The 22,215-nt window shown below is 60.3% G+C and carries 21 protein-coding genes; 14 read left to right on the forward strand and 7 right to left on the reverse strand.

What is annotated here, in order from left to right:
- From murD to mutT, 12 genes are all read left to right on the forward strand, one after another.
- Positions 1-1,317 carry a UDP-N-acetylmuramoyl-L-alanine--D-glutamate ligase gene (gene murD / locus HA46_RS01720; RefSeq protein ID WP_033793485.1) on the forward strand — a complete coding sequence of 439 codons (1,317 nt, stop codon included), beginning with the start codon at positions 1-3 and terminating at the stop codon, positions 1,315-1,317.
- Positions 1,317-2,543 (forward strand): cell division protein FtsW, encoded by a 1,227-nt coding sequence (gene ftsW, locus HA46_RS01725; RefSeq protein ID WP_033793486.1) that lies wholly within the window; start codon positions 1,317-1,319, stop codon positions 2,541-2,543. The genes murD and ftsW overlap by 1 nt, the downstream gene beginning before the upstream one ends.
- Positions 2,540-3,598 (forward strand): undecaprenyldiphospho-muramoylpentapeptide beta-N-acetylglucosaminyltransferase, encoded by a 1,059-nt coding sequence (gene murG / locus HA46_RS01730; protein ID WP_033793487.1) that lies wholly within the window; start codon positions 2,540-2,542, stop codon positions 3,596-3,598. The genes ftsW and murG overlap by 4 nt, the downstream gene beginning before the upstream one ends.
- A 69-nt stretch (positions 3,599-3,667) precedes the next feature.
- Entirely contained in the window at positions 3,668-5,143 is a 1,476-nt protein-coding gene (gene murC / locus HA46_RS01735; protein WP_033793488.1) for a UDP-N-acetylmuramate--L-alanine ligase, read from the forward strand.
- Positions 5,136-6,056 (forward strand): D-alanine--D-alanine ligase, encoded by a 921-nt coding sequence (locus tag HA46_RS01740; RefSeq protein ID WP_084881990.1) that lies wholly within the window; start codon positions 5,136-5,138, stop codon positions 6,054-6,056. The genes murC and HA46_RS01740 overlap by 8 nt, the downstream gene beginning before the upstream one ends.
- 1 nt (position 6,057) lies before the next feature.
- On the forward strand, positions 6,058-6,894 hold the full coding sequence (ftsQ, locus tag HA46_RS01745; RefSeq protein ID WP_033793492.1) for a cell division protein FtsQ: 837 nt from the start codon (positions 6,058-6,060) through the stop codon (positions 6,892-6,894).
- Positions 6,891-8,147, forward strand: coding sequence for a cell division protein FtsA (gene ftsA / locus HA46_RS01750; protein ID WP_033749492.1), 1,257 nt, complete (start codon positions 6,891-6,893; stop codon positions 8,145-8,147). The genes ftsQ and ftsA overlap by 4 nt, the downstream gene beginning before the upstream one ends.
- A gap of 69 nt (positions 8,148-8,216) precedes the next feature.
- Entirely contained in the window at positions 8,217-9,371 is a 1,155-nt protein-coding gene (gene ftsZ / locus HA46_RS01755; protein WP_033749494.1) for a cell division protein FtsZ, read from the forward strand.
- 101 nt (positions 9,372-9,472) lie between these two features.
- Positions 9,473-10,390, forward strand: coding sequence for a UDP-3-O-acyl-N-acetylglucosamine deacetylase (lpxC, locus tag HA46_RS01760; RefSeq protein ID WP_033749496.1), 918 nt, complete (start codon positions 9,473-9,475; stop codon positions 10,388-10,390).
- Positions 10,391-10,694: 304 nt separating this feature from the next.
- Entirely contained in the window at positions 10,695-11,201 is a 507-nt protein-coding gene (secM, locus tag HA46_RS01765) for a secA translation cis-regulator SecM (RefSeq protein ID WP_200879026.1), read from the forward strand.
- Between the two features lie 70 nt (positions 11,202-11,271).
- On the forward strand, positions 11,272-13,977 hold the full coding sequence (secA, locus tag HA46_RS01770; RefSeq protein WP_084881991.1) for a preprotein translocase subunit SecA: 2,706 nt from the start codon (positions 11,272-11,274) through the stop codon (positions 13,975-13,977).
- 117 nt (positions 13,978-14,094) lie between these two features.
- Positions 14,095-14,490: an 8-oxo-dGTP diphosphatase MutT gene (mutT, locus tag HA46_RS01775; protein WP_033793494.1), complete on the forward strand. Its 396-nt coding sequence runs from the start codon at positions 14,095-14,097 to the stop codon at positions 14,488-14,490.
- A 24-nt stretch (positions 14,491-14,514) separates the two neighbouring features.
- Here mutT and yacG read toward each other — a convergent pair whose 3' ends face one another.
- From yacG to coaE, 3 genes are read right to left on the reverse strand one after another with little or no spacing between them, the layout of a single operon-like run.
- The gene (gene yacG / locus HA46_RS01780) at positions 14,515-14,712 is read right to left on the reverse strand and encodes a DNA gyrase inhibitor YacG (protein ID WP_033793495.1); all 198 of its coding nucleotides are present in this window, start codon (positions 14,710-14,712) and stop codon (positions 14,515-14,517) included.
- 8 nt (positions 14,713-14,720) lie between these two features.
- Entirely contained in the window at positions 14,721-15,464 is a 744-nt protein-coding gene (gene zapD / locus HA46_RS01785) for a cell division protein ZapD (protein WP_033793496.1), read from the reverse strand.
- A gap of 4 nt (positions 15,465-15,468) precedes the next feature.
- On the reverse strand, positions 15,469-16,077 hold the full coding sequence (gene coaE / locus HA46_RS01790) for a dephospho-CoA kinase (protein ID WP_084881992.1): 609 nt from the start codon (positions 16,075-16,077) through the stop codon (positions 15,469-15,471).
- Between the two features lie 216 nt (positions 16,078-16,293).
- Between coaE and HA46_RS01795 the strand changes: the two genes are divergently transcribed.
- On the forward strand, positions 16,294-17,334 hold the full coding sequence (locus HA46_RS01795) for a GMP reductase (RefSeq protein WP_033793498.1): 1,041 nt from the start codon (positions 16,294-16,296) through the stop codon (positions 17,332-17,334).
- Positions 17,335-17,366: 32 nt separating this feature from the next.
- On the opposite strand, the gene hofC is transcribed toward HA46_RS01795, so the two are convergent.
- From hofC to nadC, 4 genes are all read right to left on the reverse strand, one after another.
- Complete coding sequence (gene hofC, locus HA46_RS01800; protein ID WP_084881993.1) at positions 17,367-18,566, reverse strand: protein transport protein HofC; 1,200 nt, start codon at positions 18,564-18,566, stop codon at positions 17,367-17,369.
- Positions 18,553-19,944, reverse strand: coding sequence for a type II secretion system protein GspE (gene gspE, locus HA46_RS01805; RefSeq protein ID WP_084881994.1), 1,392 nt, complete (start codon positions 19,942-19,944; stop codon positions 18,553-18,555). Before gspE ends, hofC begins: the two co-directional genes overlap by 14 nt.
- The gene (ppdD, locus tag HA46_RS01810; RefSeq protein ID WP_084881995.1) at positions 19,931-20,386 is read right to left on the reverse strand and encodes a prepilin peptidase-dependent pilin; all 456 of its coding nucleotides are present in this window, start codon (positions 20,384-20,386) and stop codon (positions 19,931-19,933) included. Before ppdD ends, gspE begins: the two co-directional genes overlap by 14 nt.
- 181 nt (positions 20,387-20,567) lie before the next feature.
- A complete protein-coding gene (gene nadC / locus HA46_RS01815; protein WP_084881996.1) occupies positions 20,568-21,464 on the reverse strand; it encodes a carboxylating nicotinate-nucleotide diphosphorylase in 897 nt (298 codons plus the stop codon).
- Positions 21,465-21,662: 198 nt separating this feature from the next.
- Between nadC and ampD the strand changes: the two genes are divergently transcribed.
- Positions 21,663-22,214 (forward strand): 1,6-anhydro-N-acetylmuramyl-L-alanine amidase AmpD, encoded by a 552-nt coding sequence (ampD, locus tag HA46_RS01820; protein ID WP_084881997.1) that lies wholly within the window; start codon positions 21,663-21,665, stop codon positions 22,212-22,214.
- Position 22,215: the final 1 nt, after the last annotated feature.

Here is a 22,215-nt window from a genome sequence, read left to right on the forward strand (position 1 = left end):
ATGGCTGACTATCGGGGCAGAAAAGTCGTCATTATCGGGCTGGGCCTGACGGGCCTCTCCTGTGTTGATTTCTTTTTAGCGCAAGGCGTAACGCCGCGCGTGATGGATACCCGTGTGTCGCCGCCGGGACTCGACAAGCTGCCTGAGCAGGTAGAGCGCTATACCGGCGGGCTTAACAGCGACTGGCTGCTGGCGGCGGATCTGATCGTCGCCAGTCCGGGCATGGCGCTGGCGCATCCGGCATTAACTGAAGCGGCCGAGGCTGGCGTGGAAATCGTCGGCGATATCGAGCTGTTCTGCCGCGAGGCGCAGGCGCCGATCGTGGCGATTACCGGCTCCAACGGCAAGAGTACCGTCACCACGCTGGTTGGCGAGATGGCGCGCGCCGCGGGCTGGCAAGTCGGCGTCGGCGGCAATATTGGTCTGCCGGCGCTGTCGCTGCTGAAATCGCCCGCGCAGCTTTACGTGCTGGAGCTCTCCAGCTTCCAGCTCGAAACCACCTGGAGCCTGAAAGCGGCGGCGGCGACCATCCTCAACGTTACCGAAGATCATATGGATCGCTATCCGCTCGGCATGCAGCAGTATCGCGCCGCGAAGCTGCGCATCTATGAAAACGCGCGGGTCTGCGTGGTGAACGCCGACGATGCGCTGACCATGCCGGTGCGCGGCGCCGATGCGCGCTGCGTCAGCTTCGGCATCGATTTCGGCGACTATCACCTTAATCGTCAGCAGGGCGCCATCTGGCTGCGCGTGAAGGGCGAAAAAGTGCTGAACACCGATGAGATGAAGCTGGTAGGCCAGCATAACTATACCAATGCGCTGGCGGCGCTGGCGCTGGCCGACGCCGTGGGCCTGCCGCGCGCCTCCAGCCTGGCGGCGCTGACCAGCTTTAGCGGGCTGGCGCATCGCTTCCAGCTGGTGCATGAAGCCAACGGCGTGCGCTGGATCAACGACTCGAAAGCCACCAACGTCGGCAGCACTGAAGCGGCGCTTAACGGCCTGCAGGTCAACGGCCGTCTCTGGCTGCTGCTGGGCGGCGACGGCAAATCGGCGGATTTCACTCCGCTGGCGCGCTATGTGCAGGACGAGAAGGTTCGCCTCTACTGCTTCGGCCGCGATGGCGACGCGCTGGCGGCGCTGCGCCCCGACGACGCCGTACGCACCGAGACGATGCAGCAGGCGATGGAGCTGATCGCGCCGCAGGTTCAGCCTGGCGATATGGTGCTGCTGTCGCCCGCCTGCGCCAGCCTCGACCAGTTCCGTAATTTTGAACAGCGCGGCGATCGCTTCGCGCAGCTGGCGAAGGAGTTAGGCTGATGCGTATTCCTGGCGGCGGAATAGTAATCGGGCTCTTCGCCTTTATCGGCAGCCGGCTGAAAGACTGGGTGATGGGCGCGCGCGAAAGCGACGATTCCGCCCTGGTGCTCTACGACCGCACGCTGCTGTGGCTCACCTTCGGTTTGGCTATTATCGGCTTCGTGATGGTGACTTCGGCCTCGATGCCGGTGGGCCAGCGTCTCAACGACGATCCTTTTTACTTCGCCAAGCGCGACGCCTTCTATATCGCGCTGGGGCTCGGCATCGCGCTGGTCACGCTGCGCGTGCCGATGGATTTCTGGCAGCGCTATAGCAACGCGATGCTGCTGGCCACGGTGGTGATGCTGCTTATCGTACTAGTGGTGGGTAGCTCGGTGAACGGCGCCTCGCGCTGGATCGCCCTCGGCCCGTTGCGTATCCAGCCGGCGGAACTGTCGAAGCTGTCGCTCTTCTGCTATCTCGCCAGCTATCTGGTGCGCAAAGTGGAAGAGGTGCGTAATAACTTCTGGGGCTTCTGCAAACCGATGGGCGTGATGGTGGTGCTGGCGGTGCTGCTGCTGGCTCAGCCTGACCTCGGCACCGTGGTCGTGCTGTTCGTCACCACGCTGGCGATGCTCTTCCTGGCGGGCGCGAAGCTGTGGCAGTTCCTGGCGATTATCGGCTCCGGCATGTTCGCCGTGGTGCTGCTGATCATCGCCGAACCCTACCGTATGCGGCGCGTGACCTCGTTCTGGAACCCCTGGGAAGATCCTTTCGGCAGCGGTTACCAGCTGACCCAGTCGCTGATGGCGTTCGGCCGCGGCGAATTCTGGGGGCAGGGGCTCGGCAACTCGGTGCAAAAACTGGAGTATCTGCCGGAAGCGCATACCGACTTTATCTTCTCTATCATCGGGGAAGAACTGGGTTATATCGGTGTGGTTTTAGCCTTGTTGATGGTATTCTTCGTCGCTTTTCGTGCGATGTCGATCGGCCGCCGCGCGCTGGAGATCGATCAGCGTTTTTCCGGCTTTCTCGCCTGTTCTATCGGCGTGTGGTTCAGCTTCCAGGCGCTGGTGAACGTCGGCGCGGCAGCGGGCATGCTGCCGACGAAAGGGCTGACGCTGCCGCTGATCAGCTACGGCGGCTCCAGCCTGCTGATTATGTCGACGGCGATCGTGTTTTTGCTGCGTATTGATTATGAAACGCGCCTGACCAAAGCGCAGGCGTTTACCCGAGGTGCCCGATGAGTGGGAAGCGTTTGATGGTGATGGCGGGCGGAACCGGCGGACACGTTTTCCCCGGTCTGGCCGTTGCCCATCATCTGATGGAACAGGGGTGGCAGGTTCGCTGGCTCGGCACGGCCGACAGAATGGAAGCGGATCTGGTGCCGAAACACGGTATCGAAATTGAGTTTATCCGCATCAGCGGTCTGCGCGGCAAAGGCCTGAAAGCGCTGCTGCTGGCGCCGATGCGTATTTTCAACGCCTGGCGTCAGGCGCGCGCCATTATGCGGGCGTGGCAGCCGGACGTGGTGCTGGGCATGGGCGGTTACGTTTCCGGGCCCGGCGGCCTCGCGGCCTGGAGCTGCGGCATTCCGGTGGTGCTGCACGAGCAGAACGGCATTGCCGGGCTGACCAACAAGTGGCTGGCGAAGATCGCCAGCAAAGTGATGCAGGCCTTTCCCGGCGCCTTCCCGCATGCGGACGTTGTCGGCAATCCGGTGCGCACCGACGTGCTGGCGCTGCCGCTGCCGGACGCGCGTCTGGCCAACCGCAGCGGCCCGATTCGCGTGCTGGTGGTTGGCGGAAGCCAGGGCGCGCGCGTGCTGAACCAGACGCTGCCGCAGGTCGCGGCCGCGCTGGGCGACAGCGTGACGCTGTGGCATCAGACCGGCAAAGGCGCGCTGCAGGATGTGCTTAAGGCGTACCAGCAGGTCGGCCAGACGCAGCACAAAGTCACGGAATTTATTGACGATATGGCGGCCGCCTACGCCTGGGCCGATGTGGTGGTTTGCCGTTCCGGCGCGCTCACCGTCAGCGAAATCGCCGCTGCGGGCTTACCGGCGATTTTCGTGCCTTTTCAGCATAAAGATCGTCAGCAGTACTGGAATGCGCTGCCGCTGGAAAAAGCGGGCGCGGCCAAAATTTTTGAGCAGCCGCAGTTTAACGCGGATGCCGTGGCGGAGACGCTGCGCCGCTGGGATCGCCCAACGCTGCTGAGCATGGCGGAAAAAGCCCGCCAGGTGGCGATACCCGATGCGACCGACAGGGTCGCGCGTGAAGTGGCGCGCGCCGCGAAGTGAATAATCGGGCCAGCGTAGCTGGCCGGTGCCGCAACAGGCACGGATAAAGATGACAGGTAACTGAGAACGATGAATACACAACAACTGGCAAAACTGCGCTCCATTGTGCCCGAGATGCGTCGCGTCCGGCACATTCACTTTGTCGGCATCGGCGGTGCCGGCATGGGCGGTATTGCCGAAGTGTTGGCGAACGAGGGTTACCATATTAGCGGCTCCGATCTGGCGCCGAACGCGGTGACGCAGCATCTGGCGGCGCTGGGCGCCACCATCTATTTCAACCATCGCCCGGAAAACGTCACCGACGCCAGCGTGGTGGTCGTCTCCAGCGCGGTGGCGCAGGACAACCCGGAACTGGTCGCGGCGCGCGAACAGCGTATTCCTGTGATCCGTCGCGCTGAGATGCTGGCAGAGCTGATGCGTTTTCGCCACGGCATCGCTATCGCCGGCACGCACGGCAAAACCACTACCACGGCGATGGTGTCGAGCATCTATGCAGAGGGCGGTCTGGATCCGACCTTCGTCAACGGCGGTCTGGTTAAGGCGGCGGGCACGCATGCGCGGCTCGGCAGCAGCCGCTACCTGATTGCGGAAGCGGACGAGAGCGACGCCTCTTTCCTGCATTTGCAGCCGATGGTGGCGGTAGTGACCAATATCGAAGCTGACCATATGGACACCTACCAGGGCGACTTCGAAAACCTGAAGCAGACGTTTATCAACTTTCTGCACAACCTGCCGTTTTACGGCCGTGCGGTAATGTGCGTCGATGATGCGGTGATCCGCGATCTGATCCCGCGCGTAGGGCGTCACATCACCACCTACGGCTTCAGCGATGACGCCGACGTGCGCATCGAACACTATGAGCAGCGCGGTGCGCAGGGGCACTTTACCCTGGTGCGCCATGACAAGCCGCTTCTGCAGGTGACGTTGAATGCGCCGGGCCGTCATAACGCGCTTAACGCGGCGGCCGCGGTCGCGGTTGCGAGCGAAGAGGGCATTGACGACAACGCTATCCTCGCCGCGCTGGAAAGCTTCCAGGGGACCGGCCGTCGCTTCGATCTGCTGGGCGAATTCCCGACGGAGCCGGTAAACGGCAATCCGGGCACGGCGATGCTGGTCGACGACTATGGCCATCATCCGACCGAAGTCGACGCCACCATTAAGGCGGCGCGCGCCGGCTGGCCGGATAAAAAACTGGTGATGGTGTTTCAGCCGCACCGCTATACGCGCACCCGCGACCTGTTTGACGACTTCGCCAACGTACTGTCGCAGGTCGACGTGCTGCTGATGCTGGATGTCTATTCGGCGGGCGAAACGCCGATCCCGGGCGCGGACAGCCGCGCGCTGTGCCGCTCAATTCGCGGGCGCGGCAAGGTCGACCCTGTGCTGGTGCCGGATCACGACGCGCTGCCGGAAATGCTGGCGCCGCTGCTGTCGGGCAAAGATCTGATTCTGGTGCAGGGCGCCGGTAACGTAGGCAAAGTGGCGCGCAAGCTGGCGGATTGCAAACTGCAACCTGAGCGCAAAGCGGAGGAGCGTCATGGCTGATAAAGTCGCCGTCCTGATGGGCGGTACCTCGGCGGAGCGTGACGTGTCGCTGCTGTCGGGCAGCGCGGTGCTGAAGGGGCTGCGCGAGGCGGGCGTTAACGCGCACGCGGTAGACACGCGCGACGTTTCGGTGCTGACGCTGAAAGAGCAGGGCTTCGACGCCGCGTTTATCGCGCTGCACGGCCGCGGAGGCGAAGATGGCACGCTGCAGGCGGTGCTGGAGTTTTTACAGCTGCCCTATACCGGCAGCGGCGTGATGGCGTCGGCCATCACCATGGATAAGCTGCGCACCAAACTGCTCTGGCAGGGGCGCGGGTTGCCTTCTGGCCGTTTTGTCTGGCTGACGCGCGAGCAGTATCAGGCGGGTCTGAATGCGGAAACGCGCGACGCCGTCGACGCGCTCGGCCTGCCGCTGTTCGTCAAGCCGAGCAGCGAAGGCTCCAGCGTCGGCATCAGCCGCGTCAATACGCTGGAGATGCTGCCTGCCGCGCTGGAAGAGGCTTTTCGTCATGACGACAATGTGCTGATCGAAGCGTTTCTCAGCGGCGCGGAGTATACGGTCGGCATTATTGGCGACCAGATTCTGCCGGCCATACGCATTCAGACCGCCAGCGAATTTTATGACTATGAAGCAAAATACATTTCTGACGATACTCAATACTTCTGCCCCGCAGGATTGAGCGCGGAGCGGGAAGCGGAACTGCAGACGCTGGTCTGGGACGCATGGCGCGCGCTGGGCTGTAGCGGCTGGGGACGGGTAGACGTGATGGCGGACGGCGAAGGTAACTTCCAGCTGCTGGAGGCGAACACCTCGCCGGGCATGACCAGCCACAGTCTGGTGCCGATGGCGGCAAGCGTTGCGGGCATGAGCTTCTCGCAGCTGGTGGCGCGCATCCTGGAACTGGCTGACTGATATGTCACAGGCGGCACTTAACGCACGGAACCGCGAGCCCCAGGAGCGTGCGCGCACGGGGCGCAGCAACGGGGCCAGACTGTTCGGCATCGTTTTTTTGCTGATGGTTATTGGCATTATGATTTTCGGCGGGCTGGTGGTGCTGAAGTGGATGAACGACGCGTCGCGCCTGCCGCTTTCACGGCTGGTGGTGACGGGCGAAACCCACTACACCACGCACGATGATATTCGGCAGGCGATTTTGTCGCTGGGTGCGCCGGGCACCTTTATGTCGCAGGATGTCAACATCCTTCAGCAGCAGATTGAGCGGCTGCCGTGGATTAAACAGGTCAGCGTGCGCAAGCAGTGGCCTGACGAGCTGAAGATCCACCTGGTGGAGTATGTGCCGGTGGCGCGCTGGAACGATCTGCATATGGTGGATGCGGACGGCGTCTCCTTCAGCGTGCCGGCCAGCCACATCGGCAAAGAAACGATGCCGATGCTGTACGGACCGGAAGGCAGCGAAAAAGAGGTGTTGGCGGGTTACCACAGCATGAGCGACGTGCTGAAGGCCAACAAATTTACCCTGAAGGTCGCGTCGATGACGGCGCGACGGTCATGGCAGCTGGTCACCAGCGACGATGTGCGCATCGAACTGGGGCGCGGCGAGCCCATGAAGCGTCTTAACCGATTTATCGAGCTCTATCCGGCGTTGCAGCAGCAAGGGCAGAACGAGCACAAGCGCATCAGCTATGTGGATTTGCGGTACGACTCGGGTGCAGCCGTGGGCTGGACGCCGGAGCCCGTAGAGCTCCAGGACAGTAATCAGCAACAGAACCAGGCACAGGCTAAACAATGATCAAGGCAACGGACAGAAAACTGGTAGTTGGACTCGAAATTGGCACCGCGAAGGTCGCCGCCCTGGTTGGGGAAATTCTGCCCGATGGTATGGTCAACATTATCGGGGTGGGCAGCTGCCCGTCTCGTGGTATGGATAAAGGCGGCGTAAACGACCTTGAGTCGGTGGTGAAATGCGTACAGCGCGCCATCGATCAGGCCGAGCTGATGGCGGATTGCCAGATCTCTTCCGTCTATCTCGCTTTATCGGGCAAACATATCAGCTGCCAGAACGAAATCGGGATGGTTCCGATTTCCGAAGAGGAAGTGACTCAGGATGATGTGGAAAACGTCGTACACACTGCGAAGTCAGTGCGCGTGCGCGATGAGCACCGCATCCTGCATGTTATTCCTCAGGAATACGCTATCGATTATCAGGAAGGCATCAAAAATCCGGTTGGTTTGTCGGGCGTGCGCATGCAGGCAAAAGTGCACCTGATCACATGTCACAACGATATGGCGAAAAATATCGTCAAGGCCGTTGAACGTTGCGGCCTGAAAGTTGACCAACTGATTTTTGCCGGTCTGGCGTCCAGTTTCGCGGTGCTGACCGAAGACGAACGTGAGCTTGGCGTCTGTGTTGTCGACGTCGGCGGCGGTACAATGGATATTGCTGTTTATACAGGCGGCGCGCTGCGTCACACTAAAGTGATCCCCTATGCGGGTAACGTGGTCACCAGCGACATCGCCTACGCGTTCGGCACGCCGCCGACAGACGCCGAAGCGATCAAGGTTCGCCACGGCTGCGCGCTGGGATCGATTGTCGGCAAAGACGAAAACGTCGAAGTGCCGAGCGTGGGCGGACGTCCGCCGCGCAGTCTGCAACGGCAGACGCTGGCCGAAGTGATCGAGCCGCGCTACACCGAATTGCTGAATCTGGTCAATGACGAGATTTTGCAGCTACAGGAACAACTGCGTCAGCAGGGCGTTAAGCACCATCTGGCAGCCGGGATCGTACTGACCGGTGGCGCGGCGCAAATTGAAGGGCTGGCCGCCTGCGCGCAACGCGTTTTCCATACGCAGGTGCGCATCGGGCAGCCGCTCAATATCACAGGATTGACGGATTACGCGCAGGAACCTTATTACTCGACCGCAGTGGGACTGCTGCACTATGGCAAAGAGTCCCATATGAACGGCGATGCAGAGACGGAAAAACGCGCATCGGTGGGCAACTGGTTCAAGCGCATCAATAGCTGGTTGAAGAAAGAATTTTGATTTTAGAAAGGAGACCATGCTGGCACTGTTTATGGTCTCCAGGCGACAGGCACATAACGGAGAGAAATCATGTTTGAACCGATGGAATTAACCAATGACGCGGTGATTAAAGTCATCGGCGTCGGCGGGGGCGGCGGCAACGCCGTAGAGCACATGGTGCGCGAGCGTATCGAAGGTGTGGAATTCTTCGCTGTGAACACCGACGCCCAGGCGTTGCGTAAAACAGCGGTTGGCCAGACTATCCAGATCGGCACCAATATCACCAAAGGTCTGGGTGCCGGAGCGAATCCGGAAGTTGGTCGTACCTCAGCGGAAGAAGATCGCGAAGCACTGCGTTCTGCGCTGGAGGGAGCAGACATGGTCTTCATCGCTGCCGGTATGGGCGGCGGCACCGGCACCGGCGCTGCGCCGGTGGTGGCGGAAGTGGCCAAAGACCTGGGCATTCTGACCGTTGCGGTCGTGACCAAACCGTTCAACTTCGAAGGCAAAAAGCGCATGGCCTTTGCCGAACAGGGCATTGCCGAGCTTTCTAAGCATGTAGATTCACTGATTACCATCCCGAACGACAAACTGCTGAAAGTGCTGGGTCGCGGCATCTCTCTGCTCGACGCCTTCGGCGCAGCAAACGACGTGCTGAAAGGCGCGGTACAGGGCATCGCCGAACTGATTACGCGTCCGGGCTTGATGAACGTCGACTTTGCTGACGTGCGCACCGTGATGTCCGAAATGGGCTACGCGATGATGGGCTCCGGCGTCGCCTGCGGCGAAGACCGTGCGGAAGAGGCGGCGGAAATGGCGATCTCCAGCCCGCTGCTGGAAGATATCGACCTGTCTGGCGCGCGCGGCGTGCTGGTCAACATCACGGCAGGCTTCGACCTGCGTCTGGATGAGTTCGAAACCGTGGGTAACACCATCCGCGCCTTCGCCTCAGACAACGCGACCGTGGTTATCGGCACCTCTCTGGATCCGGAGATGAACGACGAACTGCGCGTTACCGTGGTGGCAACCGGCATCGGCATGGACAAGCGTCCGGAAATCACCCTGGTGACCAACAAGCCAGCCAGCCAGCCTGTGATGGATCATCGCTACCAGCAGCACGGCATGTCGCCGCTGCCGCAGGAGCAGAAGCCGGCGGCCAAAGTGGTCAACGACCAGACCGCGCAGTCAAACAAAGAGCCCGATTACCTTGATATTCCAGCGTTTCTGCGTAAGCAGGCCGATTAGGAATAACCTGAGAATTGGGATTCTCCGCTCTTTGTGCTAAAGTGTTCGCCCGCTGGTAAAGTATACTAGCGGTCGGATGGGTAATATTGCGAGATAATACGATGATCAAACAAAGGACATTAAAACGTATTGTTCAGGCGACTGGCGTCGGTTTACATACCGGCAAGAAAGTCACGCTGACACTACGCCCTGCGCCGGCTAATACCGGGGTCATCTATCGTCGCACTGACTTGAATCCACCGGTTGATTTCCCGGCTGATGCAAAATACGTGCGCGACACCATGCTGAGTACCTGCCTGGTGAATGATGAAGGCGTACGTATTTCGACGGTTGAGCATTTGAACGCCGCGCTGGCTGGTCTGGGTATCGACAACATTATTGTTGAAGTGGATGCGCCGGAAATTCCGATTATGGACGGCAGCGCCGCGCCTTTCATCTATCTGCTGATGGATGCGGGCATCGAACAGTTGAACAGCGCCAAGAAATTCGTGCGCGTTAAGCAGACTGTTCGCGTGGAAGATGGCGACAAGTGGGCCGAAATTAAGCCGTACAACGGTTTCTCTCTCGACTTCACCATCGACTTCAACCATCCGGCGATCGACTCCAGCTCTCAGCGCTATCAGCTGAACTTCTCTGCCGACTCTTTTGTTCGTCAGATCAGCCGCGCGCGTACTTTCGGCTTTATGCGCGAAATCGAGTATCTGCAATCCAAAGGCCTGTGCCTGGGCGGTAGTCTGGATTGCGCGATCGGTCTCGACGATTTCCGCGTGCTGAATGAAGAAGGCCTGCGTTTTGAAGATGAATTCGTTCGTCACAAAATGCTGGATGCGATCGGCGACCTGTTTATGTGCGGCCACAATATTATCGGCGCGTTTACCGCGTTCAAATCAGGCCACGCACTGAACAACAAGCTGCTTCAGGCCGTCCTGGCGAAACAAGAAGCCTGGGAATGGGCTACCTTCGAAGACGAAGCGGAACTGCCGCTGGCGTTCAAGGCACCGAATCTGGTTCTGGCTTAATTACCCCGGAACCTTTAAAGGCTGGTATTTGCTGACAACCCTCTCCGGTCAGCAGCGCCAGCCTTTTTTTATTGCCCTTTTTTTGACCCCCTGAAATTTTCAGGCATGCTTCGCAGCAAAGAGTGCGACGTTGCTGAAACGCTGAACAAACAGGCGGCTTTTCTTCCGGAGCGACTTTAAACACTGATGTGGGCGCGCCACATTAATGGTACTATCAGGCGCTCTGATAAGCTGAGCGCCGCTGTTCGAAGAGAGCGGCAACCCCCTGACAACGGCGCGATCGTTAATGCGCAATGGAAGAGTTGTGATCGGAATTTTTCTACGCTGGCGACATTTAGGCAGACGCTATTTCTGGCCTCATCTCCTGTTGGGGATGGTGGCGGCCAGCTTTGGCTTGCCTGTCTGCGCCCAGAGCGCTGAATTCAACACTTCATCCGAATCCTCTTCCAGCAGCCTCTTTGTCGGCAACGCCGCGCGCTTCGATCATCTGATCCGGCTGCAGGAAACGGCGCGTCGTCCCAGCTTTACGATAGACTACTGGCATCAGCACGCCATCCGCACCGTTATCCGCCATCTTTCCTTTACCCTGACGCCGCAGGCGGAAACACCCGACAACCTGCCGCTGGCGGCGCACAAGCTGGCGTTGATCGATTCGCTTCAGGCGTTGCTGACCACCCATACTTCTTTGCGTCAGCCGTCGCAGCCGGTCGCCAACGCGCCGCGCGATGCGCTCGCACCCGCCACTTCACTGGCCGACTGGCGCAGTAAAACCCATGCAATTCGCGCCGGACCGTCTACGCTGCTTGTCTGAAACGTCTTTTAAAATACCTTTATTCATTATCGCAGCCCGCATTACGCAGCTGAATTGAGAAGTTTTTAATATGTTAATCAAGCTTTTAACCAAAATGTTTGGCAGCAGCAACGATCGTACCCTGCGCCGCATGCGCAAAGTCGTAGACGTCATCAATAAGATGGAGCCGGATTTCGAAAAGCTTTCCGACGATGAGCTGAAAGCGAAAACCGACGAGTTCCGCGAGCGCCTGAAAAAGGGCGAGACGCTGGAAAGCCTGATCCCGGAAGCGTTCGCCACGGTGCGTGAAGCAAGTAAGCGCGTCTTCGGCATGCGTCACTTTGATGTTCAGCTGATTGGCGGCATGGTGCTGAACGATCGCTGCATCGCGGAGATGCGTACCGGTGAAGGTAAAACGCTGACCGCAACCCTGCCGGCATACCTCAACGCGCTGAGCGGTAAAGGCGTGCACGTCGTGACCGTCAACGACTACCTGGCGCAGCGCGATGCGGAAAATAACCGTCCGCTGTTCGAGTTCCTGGGCCTGAGCGTCGGCATTAACCTGCCGGGCATGCCTTCGGTGGCGAAGCGAGAAGCCTACGCGGCGGATATCACCTACGGTACCAACAACGAATATGGCTTCGACTATCTGCGCGACAATATGGCGTTCAGCCCGGAAGAGCGCGTGCAGCGCAAGCTGAACTATGCGCTGGTGGATGAGGTCGACTCCATTCTGATCGACGAAGCGCGTACGCCGCTGATTATCTCCGGTCCGGCGGAAGACAGCTCGGAAATGTACACCAAAGTTAATAAAATCATTCCTAGCCTGGTGCGTCAGGAGAAAGAAGATTCTGACAACTTCCAGGGCGAAGGCGATTTCTGGGTCGACGAGAAAGCGCGTCAGGCGCACATGACCGAGCGCGGCCTGGTCAAGGTGGAAGAGCTGTTGGTGAGCCAGGGCATTATGGAAGAGGGCGAGTCGCTCTATTCGCCGACCAACATTATGCTGATGCATCACGTTACCGCGGCTCTGCGCGCCCACGCGCTCTTTACGCGCGACGTGGATTACATCGTGAAAGATGGCGAAGTGGTTATCGTCGACGAACACACCGGCCGCACCATGCAGGGCCGCCGCTGGTCGGATGGTCTGCACCAGGCGATTGAAGCCAAAGAGGGCGTGGAGATCCAGAACGAGAACCAGACGCTGGCTTCCATCACCTTCCAGAACTACTTCCGCCTCTACGAGAAGCTGGCCGGTATGACCGGTACGGCGGACACTGAGGCCTTCGAGTTCAGCTCTATTTATAAACTCGACACCATCGTCGTGCCGACCAACCGCCCGATGGTGCGTAAAGATCTGCCCGATCTGGTCTATATGACCGAAAAAGAGAAGATCGATGCAATCATCGAAGATATCCGCGAGCGGACCGCTAATGGCCAGCCGGTGCTGGTGGGTACGATTTCTATCGAAAAATCGGAAGTGGTCTCTAACGAGCTGACGCGCGCGGGCATCAAGCACAACGTGCTGAACGCCAAGTTCCACGCCCGCGAAGCGGACATCGTCGCCCAGGCGGGCCAGCCGGGCGCGGTCACCATCGCTACCAACATGGCGGGTCGTGGTACCGATATTATGCTGGGCGGCAGCTGGCATGCGGAAGTCGCCGAGCTGGCAGAGCCGACCGAAACGCAGATTGAAGCGATCAAAGCGGCCTGGCAGCAGCGCCACGATGCGGTGCTGGCTTCAGGCGGCCTGCATATTATCGGCACCGAGCGCCACGAGTCGCGTCGTATCGATAACCAGCTGCGCGGCCGCGCCGGTCGTCAGGGCGACGCCGGCTCTTCCCGCTTCTATCTGTCGATGGAAGATGCGCTGATGCGTATTTTCGCTTCGGATCGCGTCTCTAACATGATGCGTAAACTGGGCATGAAGCCTGGCGAAGCGATCGAGCACCCGTGGGTGACCAAAGCCATCGCTAATGCGCAGCGTAAAGTCGAGAGCCGCAACTTCGATATTCGTAAGCAGCTGCTGGAGTATGACGATGTGGCTAATGACCAGCGTCGCGCCATCTACAGCCAGCGTAACGAACTGCTTGACGTTTCCGACGTTAGCGAAACCATTAACAGCATTCGCGAAGACGTGTTTAAAACCACGATCGATACCTACATTCCGCCGCAGTCGCTTGAAGAGATGTGGGACGTGCCGGGGCTGGAAGAGCGCCTGCGCGCTGACTTCGACCTCGATCTGCCGATCGCTGAGTGGCTGGATAAAGAGCCGGATCTGCATGAAGAGACGCTGCGCGAGCGCATCATGACGCGTGCCCGCGAAAGCTACGCCAGCAAGGAAGAGATTGTCGGCGTCGAGATGATGCGCAACTTCGAAAAAGGCGTGATGCTGCAGACGCTGGATTCGCTGTGGAAAGAGCATCTGGCGGCGATGGACTACCTGCGTCAGGGCATCCATCTGCGCGGCTATGCGCAGAAAGATCCTAAGCAAGAGTACAAACGCGAATCTTTCGCCATGTTCGCGGCCATGCTCGAGTCGCTGAAGTATGAAGTAGTCAGCACGCTGAGCAAGGTGCAGGTGCGCATGCCGGAAGAGGTGGAAGCGATGGAGCAGCAGCGTCGCGAAGAAGCGGAACGTCTGGCGCAGCAGCAGCAGCTTAGCCATGTTGACGATGAAGCGGCCGCGGCCGCATCGCTGGCCGCGCAGAGCGGCGAGCGTAAGGTCGGACGAAACGATCTTTGCCCGTGCGGCTCCGGTAAAAAATATAAGCAGTGTCACGGCCGACTGGCCTGACAGTCGCAAAAAAAGGCGCTTCGGCGCCTTTTTTCTTGTCGACGCGGCGCGGTTAACTTTGCGCCATCCATGCTTTAAAATCAGCGCACATTCACTTACCGGACGTGGAAAAAATTTATGAAGCACCTGCAGGTTGCCGTTGGCATCATCCGTAACGCCGATAAAGAGATCTTTCTGGCTCAGCGCCCGGCGTCGTCCCATATGGCGAATATGTGGGAGTTTCCTGGCGGTAAAATCGAGGCTGGCGAAAGCGCAGAAGAGGCACTGAAGCGCGAACTGCTGGAAGAGACCGGCATTGAAGTGACGCAGGCGACAGCGATTGGCACGGCGGATCATACCTATGACGCGCTGCGCGTGACGCTCAACTTCTTTCTGGTGGAAGGCTGGGAAGGCGAGCCGTGGGGACGAGAAGGGCAGCCGCAGCGCTGGGTCGCCCAACGCGAGCTGGTCGCGGAAGAGTTCCCGCCGGCTAACCATTCGCTGGTTGCGCGTCTGGTCGCCGGCGATCTTTAATAGCAGGGGCGCGAGCCCCTGCTGTCAGTGCTGTTCTTCGCTCCAGTCATCGCTGTCGTTCAGATCGCCTTCGCTGGGGATCCGCTTCTCTTCGTCCGCCCATTCGCCTAAATCGATCAGCTGGCAGCGCTTGCTGCAGAATGGGCGCCATGGGCTGAGCTCATCCCAGATTACATCTTTCCCGCAGTGCGGACACTGAACGGTAATCACTTCATTTTGCATAGCTACCTCTAACAACATGCCAGTTCAAAGTTAAGTCGTGCGGGCACTTCGCCGCGTTCGCTGTCCAGCGGCAGAAAGCGAATGGCGTAACGACTTTTGTGGCCGGAAACCTGGGGATAAAGCGCATCTTCCAGCTGTAGCTGCAGGCGCAGCAGATCTGCGCCCTCGGCGTTGTCCTGATAAAAACCGTTCAGGCTGGTCTGATGGCGGAAAGCACCTGACTGACGAATAAGATCCAGAATCATCGCCAGGCTTTGATGAAGCGGCGCCAGCGTCTCCAGCCAGGCGGAAATGTGACCGTCGCGCACCTCCTGCGGCTGATGCAGCCAGATATGCAGACCTGGCAGATCGAAGCTGCAACAGCCGCCCGGAATGCTGAGGCGCTGACGCACCAGACCGATAAGTCGATCTTCGCGCAGCTGCTGTCCCATCCGCGGCGCGCTGTTGAGCTGAACCGCCTGCGCTTTGAGCTTGTCGCGCAGCGCATCGACCACGGCCATGTCGACGCCCGGCACGTCGGCCCAGGCGCGCAGCTTTTGCTGCTGACGCTCCAGCTCCTTCAGCAGCTCAGTGCGCATATCGCCGCGCTCGAAAATATCCAGCAGCTCGCCGATGATGCGAAAAAAGGTCAGCGCCGAGGCGGTGCCGGTAACCGGGACGGTTTCATGCAGCTGCTGAATTAAGAATTCCACGCGCAGCCAGGTGCGCATTTTTTCATTCAGGGGATGTTCAAACAGAACGACTGTACTCATGGCGTTAATCCTGTTGCGTTGCCGCCAGCGCCAGATAGCGCTGGTGCAGAGCGGCAACCTGCGGCAGCGCCTCATCGGGCGTGCCGCCGTTATTAATGACGTCGTCGGCTGCGGCGAGGCGCGCACTGCGCGTCGCCTGAGCGGACAGAATATTTTGCGCCTGCTGGCGATCTATGCCGTCGCGCTGGATAGTGCGCCTGAGCTGCGTCGCTTCATCGACGTCGACCACCAGAACGCGATCCGCCTGATGCTGCAGGCCATTTTCGACTAGCAACGGCACAACCCACAGCACATAGGGCGCGGTCGACAGCGCTCTTAGCTGCTGCGTGCGGGCGTTAATCAGGGGATGAAGCAGATTATTCAGCCAGGTTTTTTCATCGGGCGACTGGAAAATAATCTTTCTCAGTCGGGCGCGATTCAGTGCGCCTTGCTCTGTCAGGATGCTTTCACCGTGCCGCTCCACTATTTGCTGCAGCGCCGCCGATCCCGGCTCGACCACCTCGCGCGCGATAACGTCCGCGTCGATAATGGGTACGCCAAGCGCCGCAAAAGCATTGGCGATGGTGCTCTTTCCACTGCCGATTCCTCCGGTCAGCGCCACGGTATAAGGCATATTACTCTCTCAGGCGCGCTACGCAGCGGGCAAGCCGAAGCGCAAAACTGTGTGCGCGATCACAATGAAAATTCTCAGCTAAATTTATCGGATTGTAGCTTAAATAAAGTGAAATTCGCAGTCTTGTCGGCAGACGTAGGGCGCGTATGATTATGCCACTGGAGCCGTGTGCGCTACCCGAACTGCGATTCGCCGCCACTTACCAGGACAATTTTTATGCGTATTGAAGAAGATTTAAAGCTGGGTTTTAAAGACGTGCTGATCCGCCCTAAACGCTCCACGCTGAAAAGCCGCTCTGAAGTCGAACTGGAACGTCACTTTACCTTTAAGCATTCCGGCCTGAGCTGGAGCGGCGTGCCGGTGATTGCCGCCAATATGGACACCGTCGGCACCTTCAGCATGGCGGAAGCGCTGGCCAGCTTTGATATTCTTACGGCCGTGCATAAGCACTACGGCGTCGACGAATGGCGCGCCTTTATTGAGCGTTCGCCGGTGTCGGTGCTGAATCATATTATGGTGTCGACCGGCACATCCGAGGCCGATTTGCAGAAGCTGACGGCGATTCTGGCGCTCTCCGCCGATCTTAAATTCATCTGTATTGACGTAGCGAACGGCTATTCCGAGCACTTTGTCACCTTCCTGCAGCGCGCGCGCGAACGCTTTCCAGATCGCACCATTTGCGCAGGCAACGTGGTCACCGGCGAAATGGTGGAGGAGTTGATACTCTCCGGCGCAGATATCGTTAAGGTCGGCATTGGCCCGGGTTCGGTCTGTACCACGCGCGTGAAAACCGGCGTCGGCTATCCTCAGCTCTCTGCGGTTATCGAGTGCGCGGATGCGGCGCACGGCCTGGGCGGCCAGATTGTCAGCGACGGCGGCTGCGCGGTGCCGGGCGATATCGCCAAAGCGTTCGGCGGCGGTGCCGATTTCGTGATGCTGGGCGGCATGCTCGCCGCGCATGACGAGTGCGAGGGAACCGTCGTCGAGGAGAACGGCGAGCAGTTTATGCTGTTTTACGGCATGAGTTCGGAATCGGCGATGAAGCGCCATGTTGGCGGCGTCGCGCAGTATCGCGCGGCGGAAGGCAAAACGGTGAAGCTGCCGCTGCGCGGCCCAGTTGCCGAGACGGCGCGCGACATTCTCGGCGGCCTGCGCTCAGCCTGTACCTATGTCGGCGCAGAGCGGCTGAAGGAGCTGACCAAGCGCACCACCTTTATTCGCGTCGCCGAACAGGAAAACCGCGTTTTTAACCGTTAACCTTTCTCTTTCATCAGGGTGCCTGGCGCACCCTAATGAATCACATTTCCCAGCCCAAACACCGGCAGATACATCGCGATCACCAGCGTGCCGACGATGGCGCCGACGATTAACATCATTGCGGGTTCCAGTGAGGCGGCGAGCGTATCGGCCAGCGTCAGGGTTTGCGCCTCATGCCACTCCGCCAGCCGCGCCAGCATGGTGTCCAGCGCGCCGGCCTCTTCCCCCACATGCACCAGCTGCATGCAGAGCGGCGTAAACAGCGGATGATCCTGCATCGCCTGATGCAGCGGCGCGCCCTGCGCAATATGGTGCTGAAGCGCCACGACGGCGTCGCGCCACAGCCGCGTGGTCAGCGTCGCCTCCGCCGCCTGCAACCCCTGCAGCAACGTAATGCCCGCCCGCTGCGTAAGCTGCAAAACCGCATAGATCTGGCTCAGCTGGCTGCCGCGCCACAGATCAGAGAGCAGCGGCAGACGCAGCATCAGACGCTGCTCCCACAGCTGCCACGCCGGCGAGCGCCGCCGCAGCGCGCGCCAGGCGGCTGCGCTCAACAGCAGCGCGACCGCGAGCCAGCCGCCCCAGCGCTGCAGACCGACGGAGAGCGCCATCACCGCCGCGGTAAAGGCGGGGAGCGGAGCGTTAAACGAGGCGTAGACCGAGACGAATTCCGGCAGTACGAACAGCAGCATGCCAACGCTTACCGCCACGGCCACCAGTAAAATAAACAGCGGATAGCGCAGCGCTTTGATCACTTTATTCCATAGATGCTGCTGACGCGCCTGCTGATCGGCCAGCTGCGCGCAGCAGGCATCAAGCTGGCCGGTCAGTTCGCCCACCTGCATCAGCGCGGCGAACAGGGGCGGAAAAATCTGCGGCCACTGGCTTAACGCCTGCGAGAAGGGCTCGCCGCGCAATATCCGCAGCCGCAGCGCATGCAGCAGCAGTTGCCAGCCGGGATGCGGATGACCTTGCGACAGCAGCGCCAGCCCCTGCGCCAGCGGCAGGCCCGCTTTGAGCAGTGTGGCAAGCTGCCTGACAAGGTCGATTTTCTGCTGCCACTTCCAGTCGCGCGCACGCCAGGTCTTGCGGCGCTGCCAGCTAATTGGCAGCAGATCCTGTTCAGCCAGCTGGCGCAGCAGGCTCTCTTCATCAGCTGCCAGCAGCTGGCCTTCATGCAGCTGCTGCTGGCCGTTAACCGCCTGCCACCGGTAGAGGCTAAGCCGGGACATCTTCCAGACCCGTCACGCGCTGCATCTCCTCCAGCGAGGTTTCGCCGCGGCTGACCGCCTCTAGCCCGCTGCTCAACAAGGTGCGCATACCCTGTTTTTTCGCCAGCGCCAGTACGCTGTCGAGCGGCATCTCAGCGGCGATGGCGTTTTGCAGCTTGCCGCCGACCGGTAATATCTCAAACAGCGCCAGCCGTCCGAAATAGCCGGAAAAGCAGTGGTCGCAGCCGGGCGCGCGCCAGGTTTGCAGCGTGCCGGGCCAGATGTCGGGCGGAAAATGCGCCATCGCCTGCGCTGGCTGACGACAGTGCGGGCAGAGCCGCCGCACCAGTCGTTGCGCCACGATCAGCCGTAATGCCGGACCGAGCAAATAGCCGGGAATGCCCATCTGCCGCAACCTCGTCAGGGTTTCCGCCGTCGAGTTGGTGTGCAGCGTCGATAATACCAGGTGGCCGGTCTGCGCCGCTTTGACCGCAATCTCCGCCGTTTCCGCATCGCGGATCTCGCCTACCATAATGACGTCGGGATCCTGGCGCAGCAGGGCGCGCAGCACCCGGTTGAAGTCGAGTCCGCATTTAGGGTTGATCTGCGTCTGGTTAATGCCGGCCAGCGGAATTTCTACCGGATCTTCGACGCTGCTGACGTTCATTTCCGGCCGGTTCAGCGTGCTCAGGCAGCTGTAGAGCGTAAAGGTTTTTCCGCTGCCAGTCGGCCCGGTCACCAGGATGAGCCCCTGCGGCTGCGCCAGCGCGGCGCTGAGCAGACGGCGCTGCGCGGCGGGCAGGCCCAGCTTATCCAGCGACAGGGTGCTGCTTTCGCTCTGCAGCAGACGGATCACCGCTTTTTCGCCGTACTGCACCGGCAGCGTCGCCAGACGGAAGGCGGCGGGTTTACCCTCCAGCGTCAGAGTAAACTGTCCATCCTGCGGCAGCCGTCGCTCGGCAATATCCAGTCCGCCGAGGATTTTCAGCCTGGCGATCAGCGCGGCAGGCGGCGCCTCGCTGAGAGGCGTCAGCGGCTGTAGCGCGCCGTCGATGCGCAGCCGTATGCGTACGCCGTCGCGCTGCGGTTCGATATGAATATCGGACGCCCGCCGCCGCAGCGCCTGCTGCAGCATCTGGTTGACGGCGTCGACCGCCGATTCCGGCAGCGCCTCGCGCGGCGCATCCGCTGAGGCGCTGCCGTGCTCGTGAAGATCGAGTCGCGCCTGCGGCCAGCATTCGATCTCGATCTGACACTGGCTGGCAAAGTGCAGCGCCTCGCTGAGGCCCTCCGGCACCTGTTCCGCCACGGCGACGCGCAGCAGCGTCGCATCATGATGCAGCAACACGGCCCGATAGCGCTGGCACAGCGCACGTACAGCGGAATCAGGCATCGCCATCGTTAGCTCCTTTATCATCAAAGCGGAACTGCTCCAGGCAGTTATCGCGCAGGCTGTCGCTGCTGCTGGTACAGCTGCGCTGCCATCTCAGGCTGCCTTCCGTGCTGTCCCATACCGGCGTCATTACGACGCTCAGGCCGTTCAGGCTCTCCTGACCGGTTAAGGTAATGACGCCGTTTATCACGCTGAGCGCGGAGACGTAACGCGAGCCTTTGGCCGCCGGAATGCCCTTTTCGCCAGCCTGACACTGCGCTGGGCCGCCTCGTTCCATAGCGCACAGCTCGACGGCCGTTTTATAAGGCACCATGGTTTGCAGCATGTCGGTGAGCGCCGCGCGCTGCAGGTAGTTTTGATAGGCCGGTAAGCCGATAGCGCTGAGGATCGCGACGATCCCCACCACAATCATCAGCTCGACCAGGGTAAAGCCCTGTTGATTGGTCATTGCATCGCCTCTTTCATGGATAAGAGGAGGCAGAGTAGAAAAGCATGGGCGCCAAACCCAGCGGCGGATTTTCAGGCCGGAAAAAGGCGCGCAGTAAAAGGGCGGGGTTGCAGCGCGGAGAACAACGAAGCGGAAGCGGGCGCGCAAAAAAGGCCGTGCGCGGCGGCACGGCGTAGGGAAGTTACAGGCTGGTGAAGCGCATCGAGAGATCGAGCGCGCGCACGTGCTTGGTGAGCGCGCCGACGGAGACGTAGTCGACGCCGGTCTGGGCAATCTGCGGCAGCGTCGCTTCCGTTACGTTGCCGGAGACCTCAAGCTGCGCGTGTCCCTGCGCGCGCGCCACGGCGTCGCGCATCGCGTCGAGGGTGAAGTTATCCAGCATAATGATATCGGCGCCCGCTGCCAGCGCCTGATCCAGCTCCTCCAGCGACTCCACCTCAACCTCCACCGGCACGTCCGGGTGCAGCCAGAACGCTTTCTCTACCGCCTGCCGAATCGACCCGCTGGCGATAATATGGTTTTCCTTGATGAGGAAGGCGTCCGAGAGGCCGAGGCGGTGGTTCGCGCCGCCGCCGCACAGCACCGCATATTTCAGCGCGGTGCGCAGGCCCGGCAGGGTTTTACGCGTGTCCAGCAGCTGCGTGTCGCTGCCTTCCAGCAGCTGCACATAGCGTCGGGTTTCGCTCGCCACGCCAGACAGCGTCTGGATGAAGTTCAAGGCGGTGCGTTCGGCGGTCAGCAGCAGGCGAGAAGGGCCGCTGAGGGTAAACAGCGTCTGATCGGGCGCCAGGCTGTCGCCATCTTCGACCTGCCAGCTCAGCGTCGCATGGCCGCCAAGCTGGTTAACCACCTCTTCCACCCAGCGTTTACCACAGAAAACTCCCGCCTCGCGCGTAATGACCCGCGCCTGCGCCTGGCTCTCTTCAGGAAGCAGCTGGGCGGTGATGTCGCGGTCGGCATCGATCTCGCCGCCTAAATCCTCCTGCAAAGCGCGCGCGACCGTGGCAGGAATGTCCTGTTCGATGCGGGCGATCAGCGCCTGACGGCGACTATCGGCATTATAACGGCGGGTTGGCATAGCGATTTCGCTCCTGATGACCTGAACAAAGAGGAAGCCACAATAGATCGAAATGGCGCGTTCCACCAGTCGAAGTCGAACTTTTGTTTAGTATACTTAACTTTCGTGCGGCGGGGCATCGCCGCCGCACCTTTAGGCTGCAAAAAGTTATCGTAAATCATGCTATTCTCAGCCGGACTCTGCTAAGGAAATACCAGCATGAAACTGGAACAGGGCTGGCTGACCGACATTCGTCAGGTGCCGTCGCCGCATTTTAATCAACGTCCCAACGACGAGGCCCCCTCGCTGTTGGTCATCCACAATATCAGCCTGCCGCCGGGCGAATTCGGCGGGCCGTGGATCGATCGGCTGTTTACCGGCACCTTGCCGCCCGACGCCCATCCCTATTTTGCCGATATCGCTCACCTGCAGGTCGCCGCGCACTGCCTGATTCGCCGCGACGGCGAAATCGTGCAGTATGTCTCTTTCGATCATCGCGCCTGGCACGCTGGGGTCTCCCGCTACCAGGGCCGCGAAAACTGCAACGACTTTTCCATCGGCATCGAGCTGGAAGGCACCGACGATCTGCCTTACACCGATGCGCAGTACCAGGCGCTGGCCGCCGTCACGCAGCTCCTGCTGCAGCACTATCCTTTGACGCCCTCGCGCATTACCGGGCACAGCGATATCGCCCCGACGCGCAAGACCGATCCAGGGCCGGCTTTTGACTGGGAGCAGTATCAGCAGCTGTTGGGGCAAACTTCTTTTTGAT

Source organism: Pantoea septica (assembly GCF_002095575.1).
Lineage (GTDB): Bacteria > Pseudomonadota > Gammaproteobacteria > Enterobacterales > Enterobacteriaceae > Pantoea > Pantoea septica.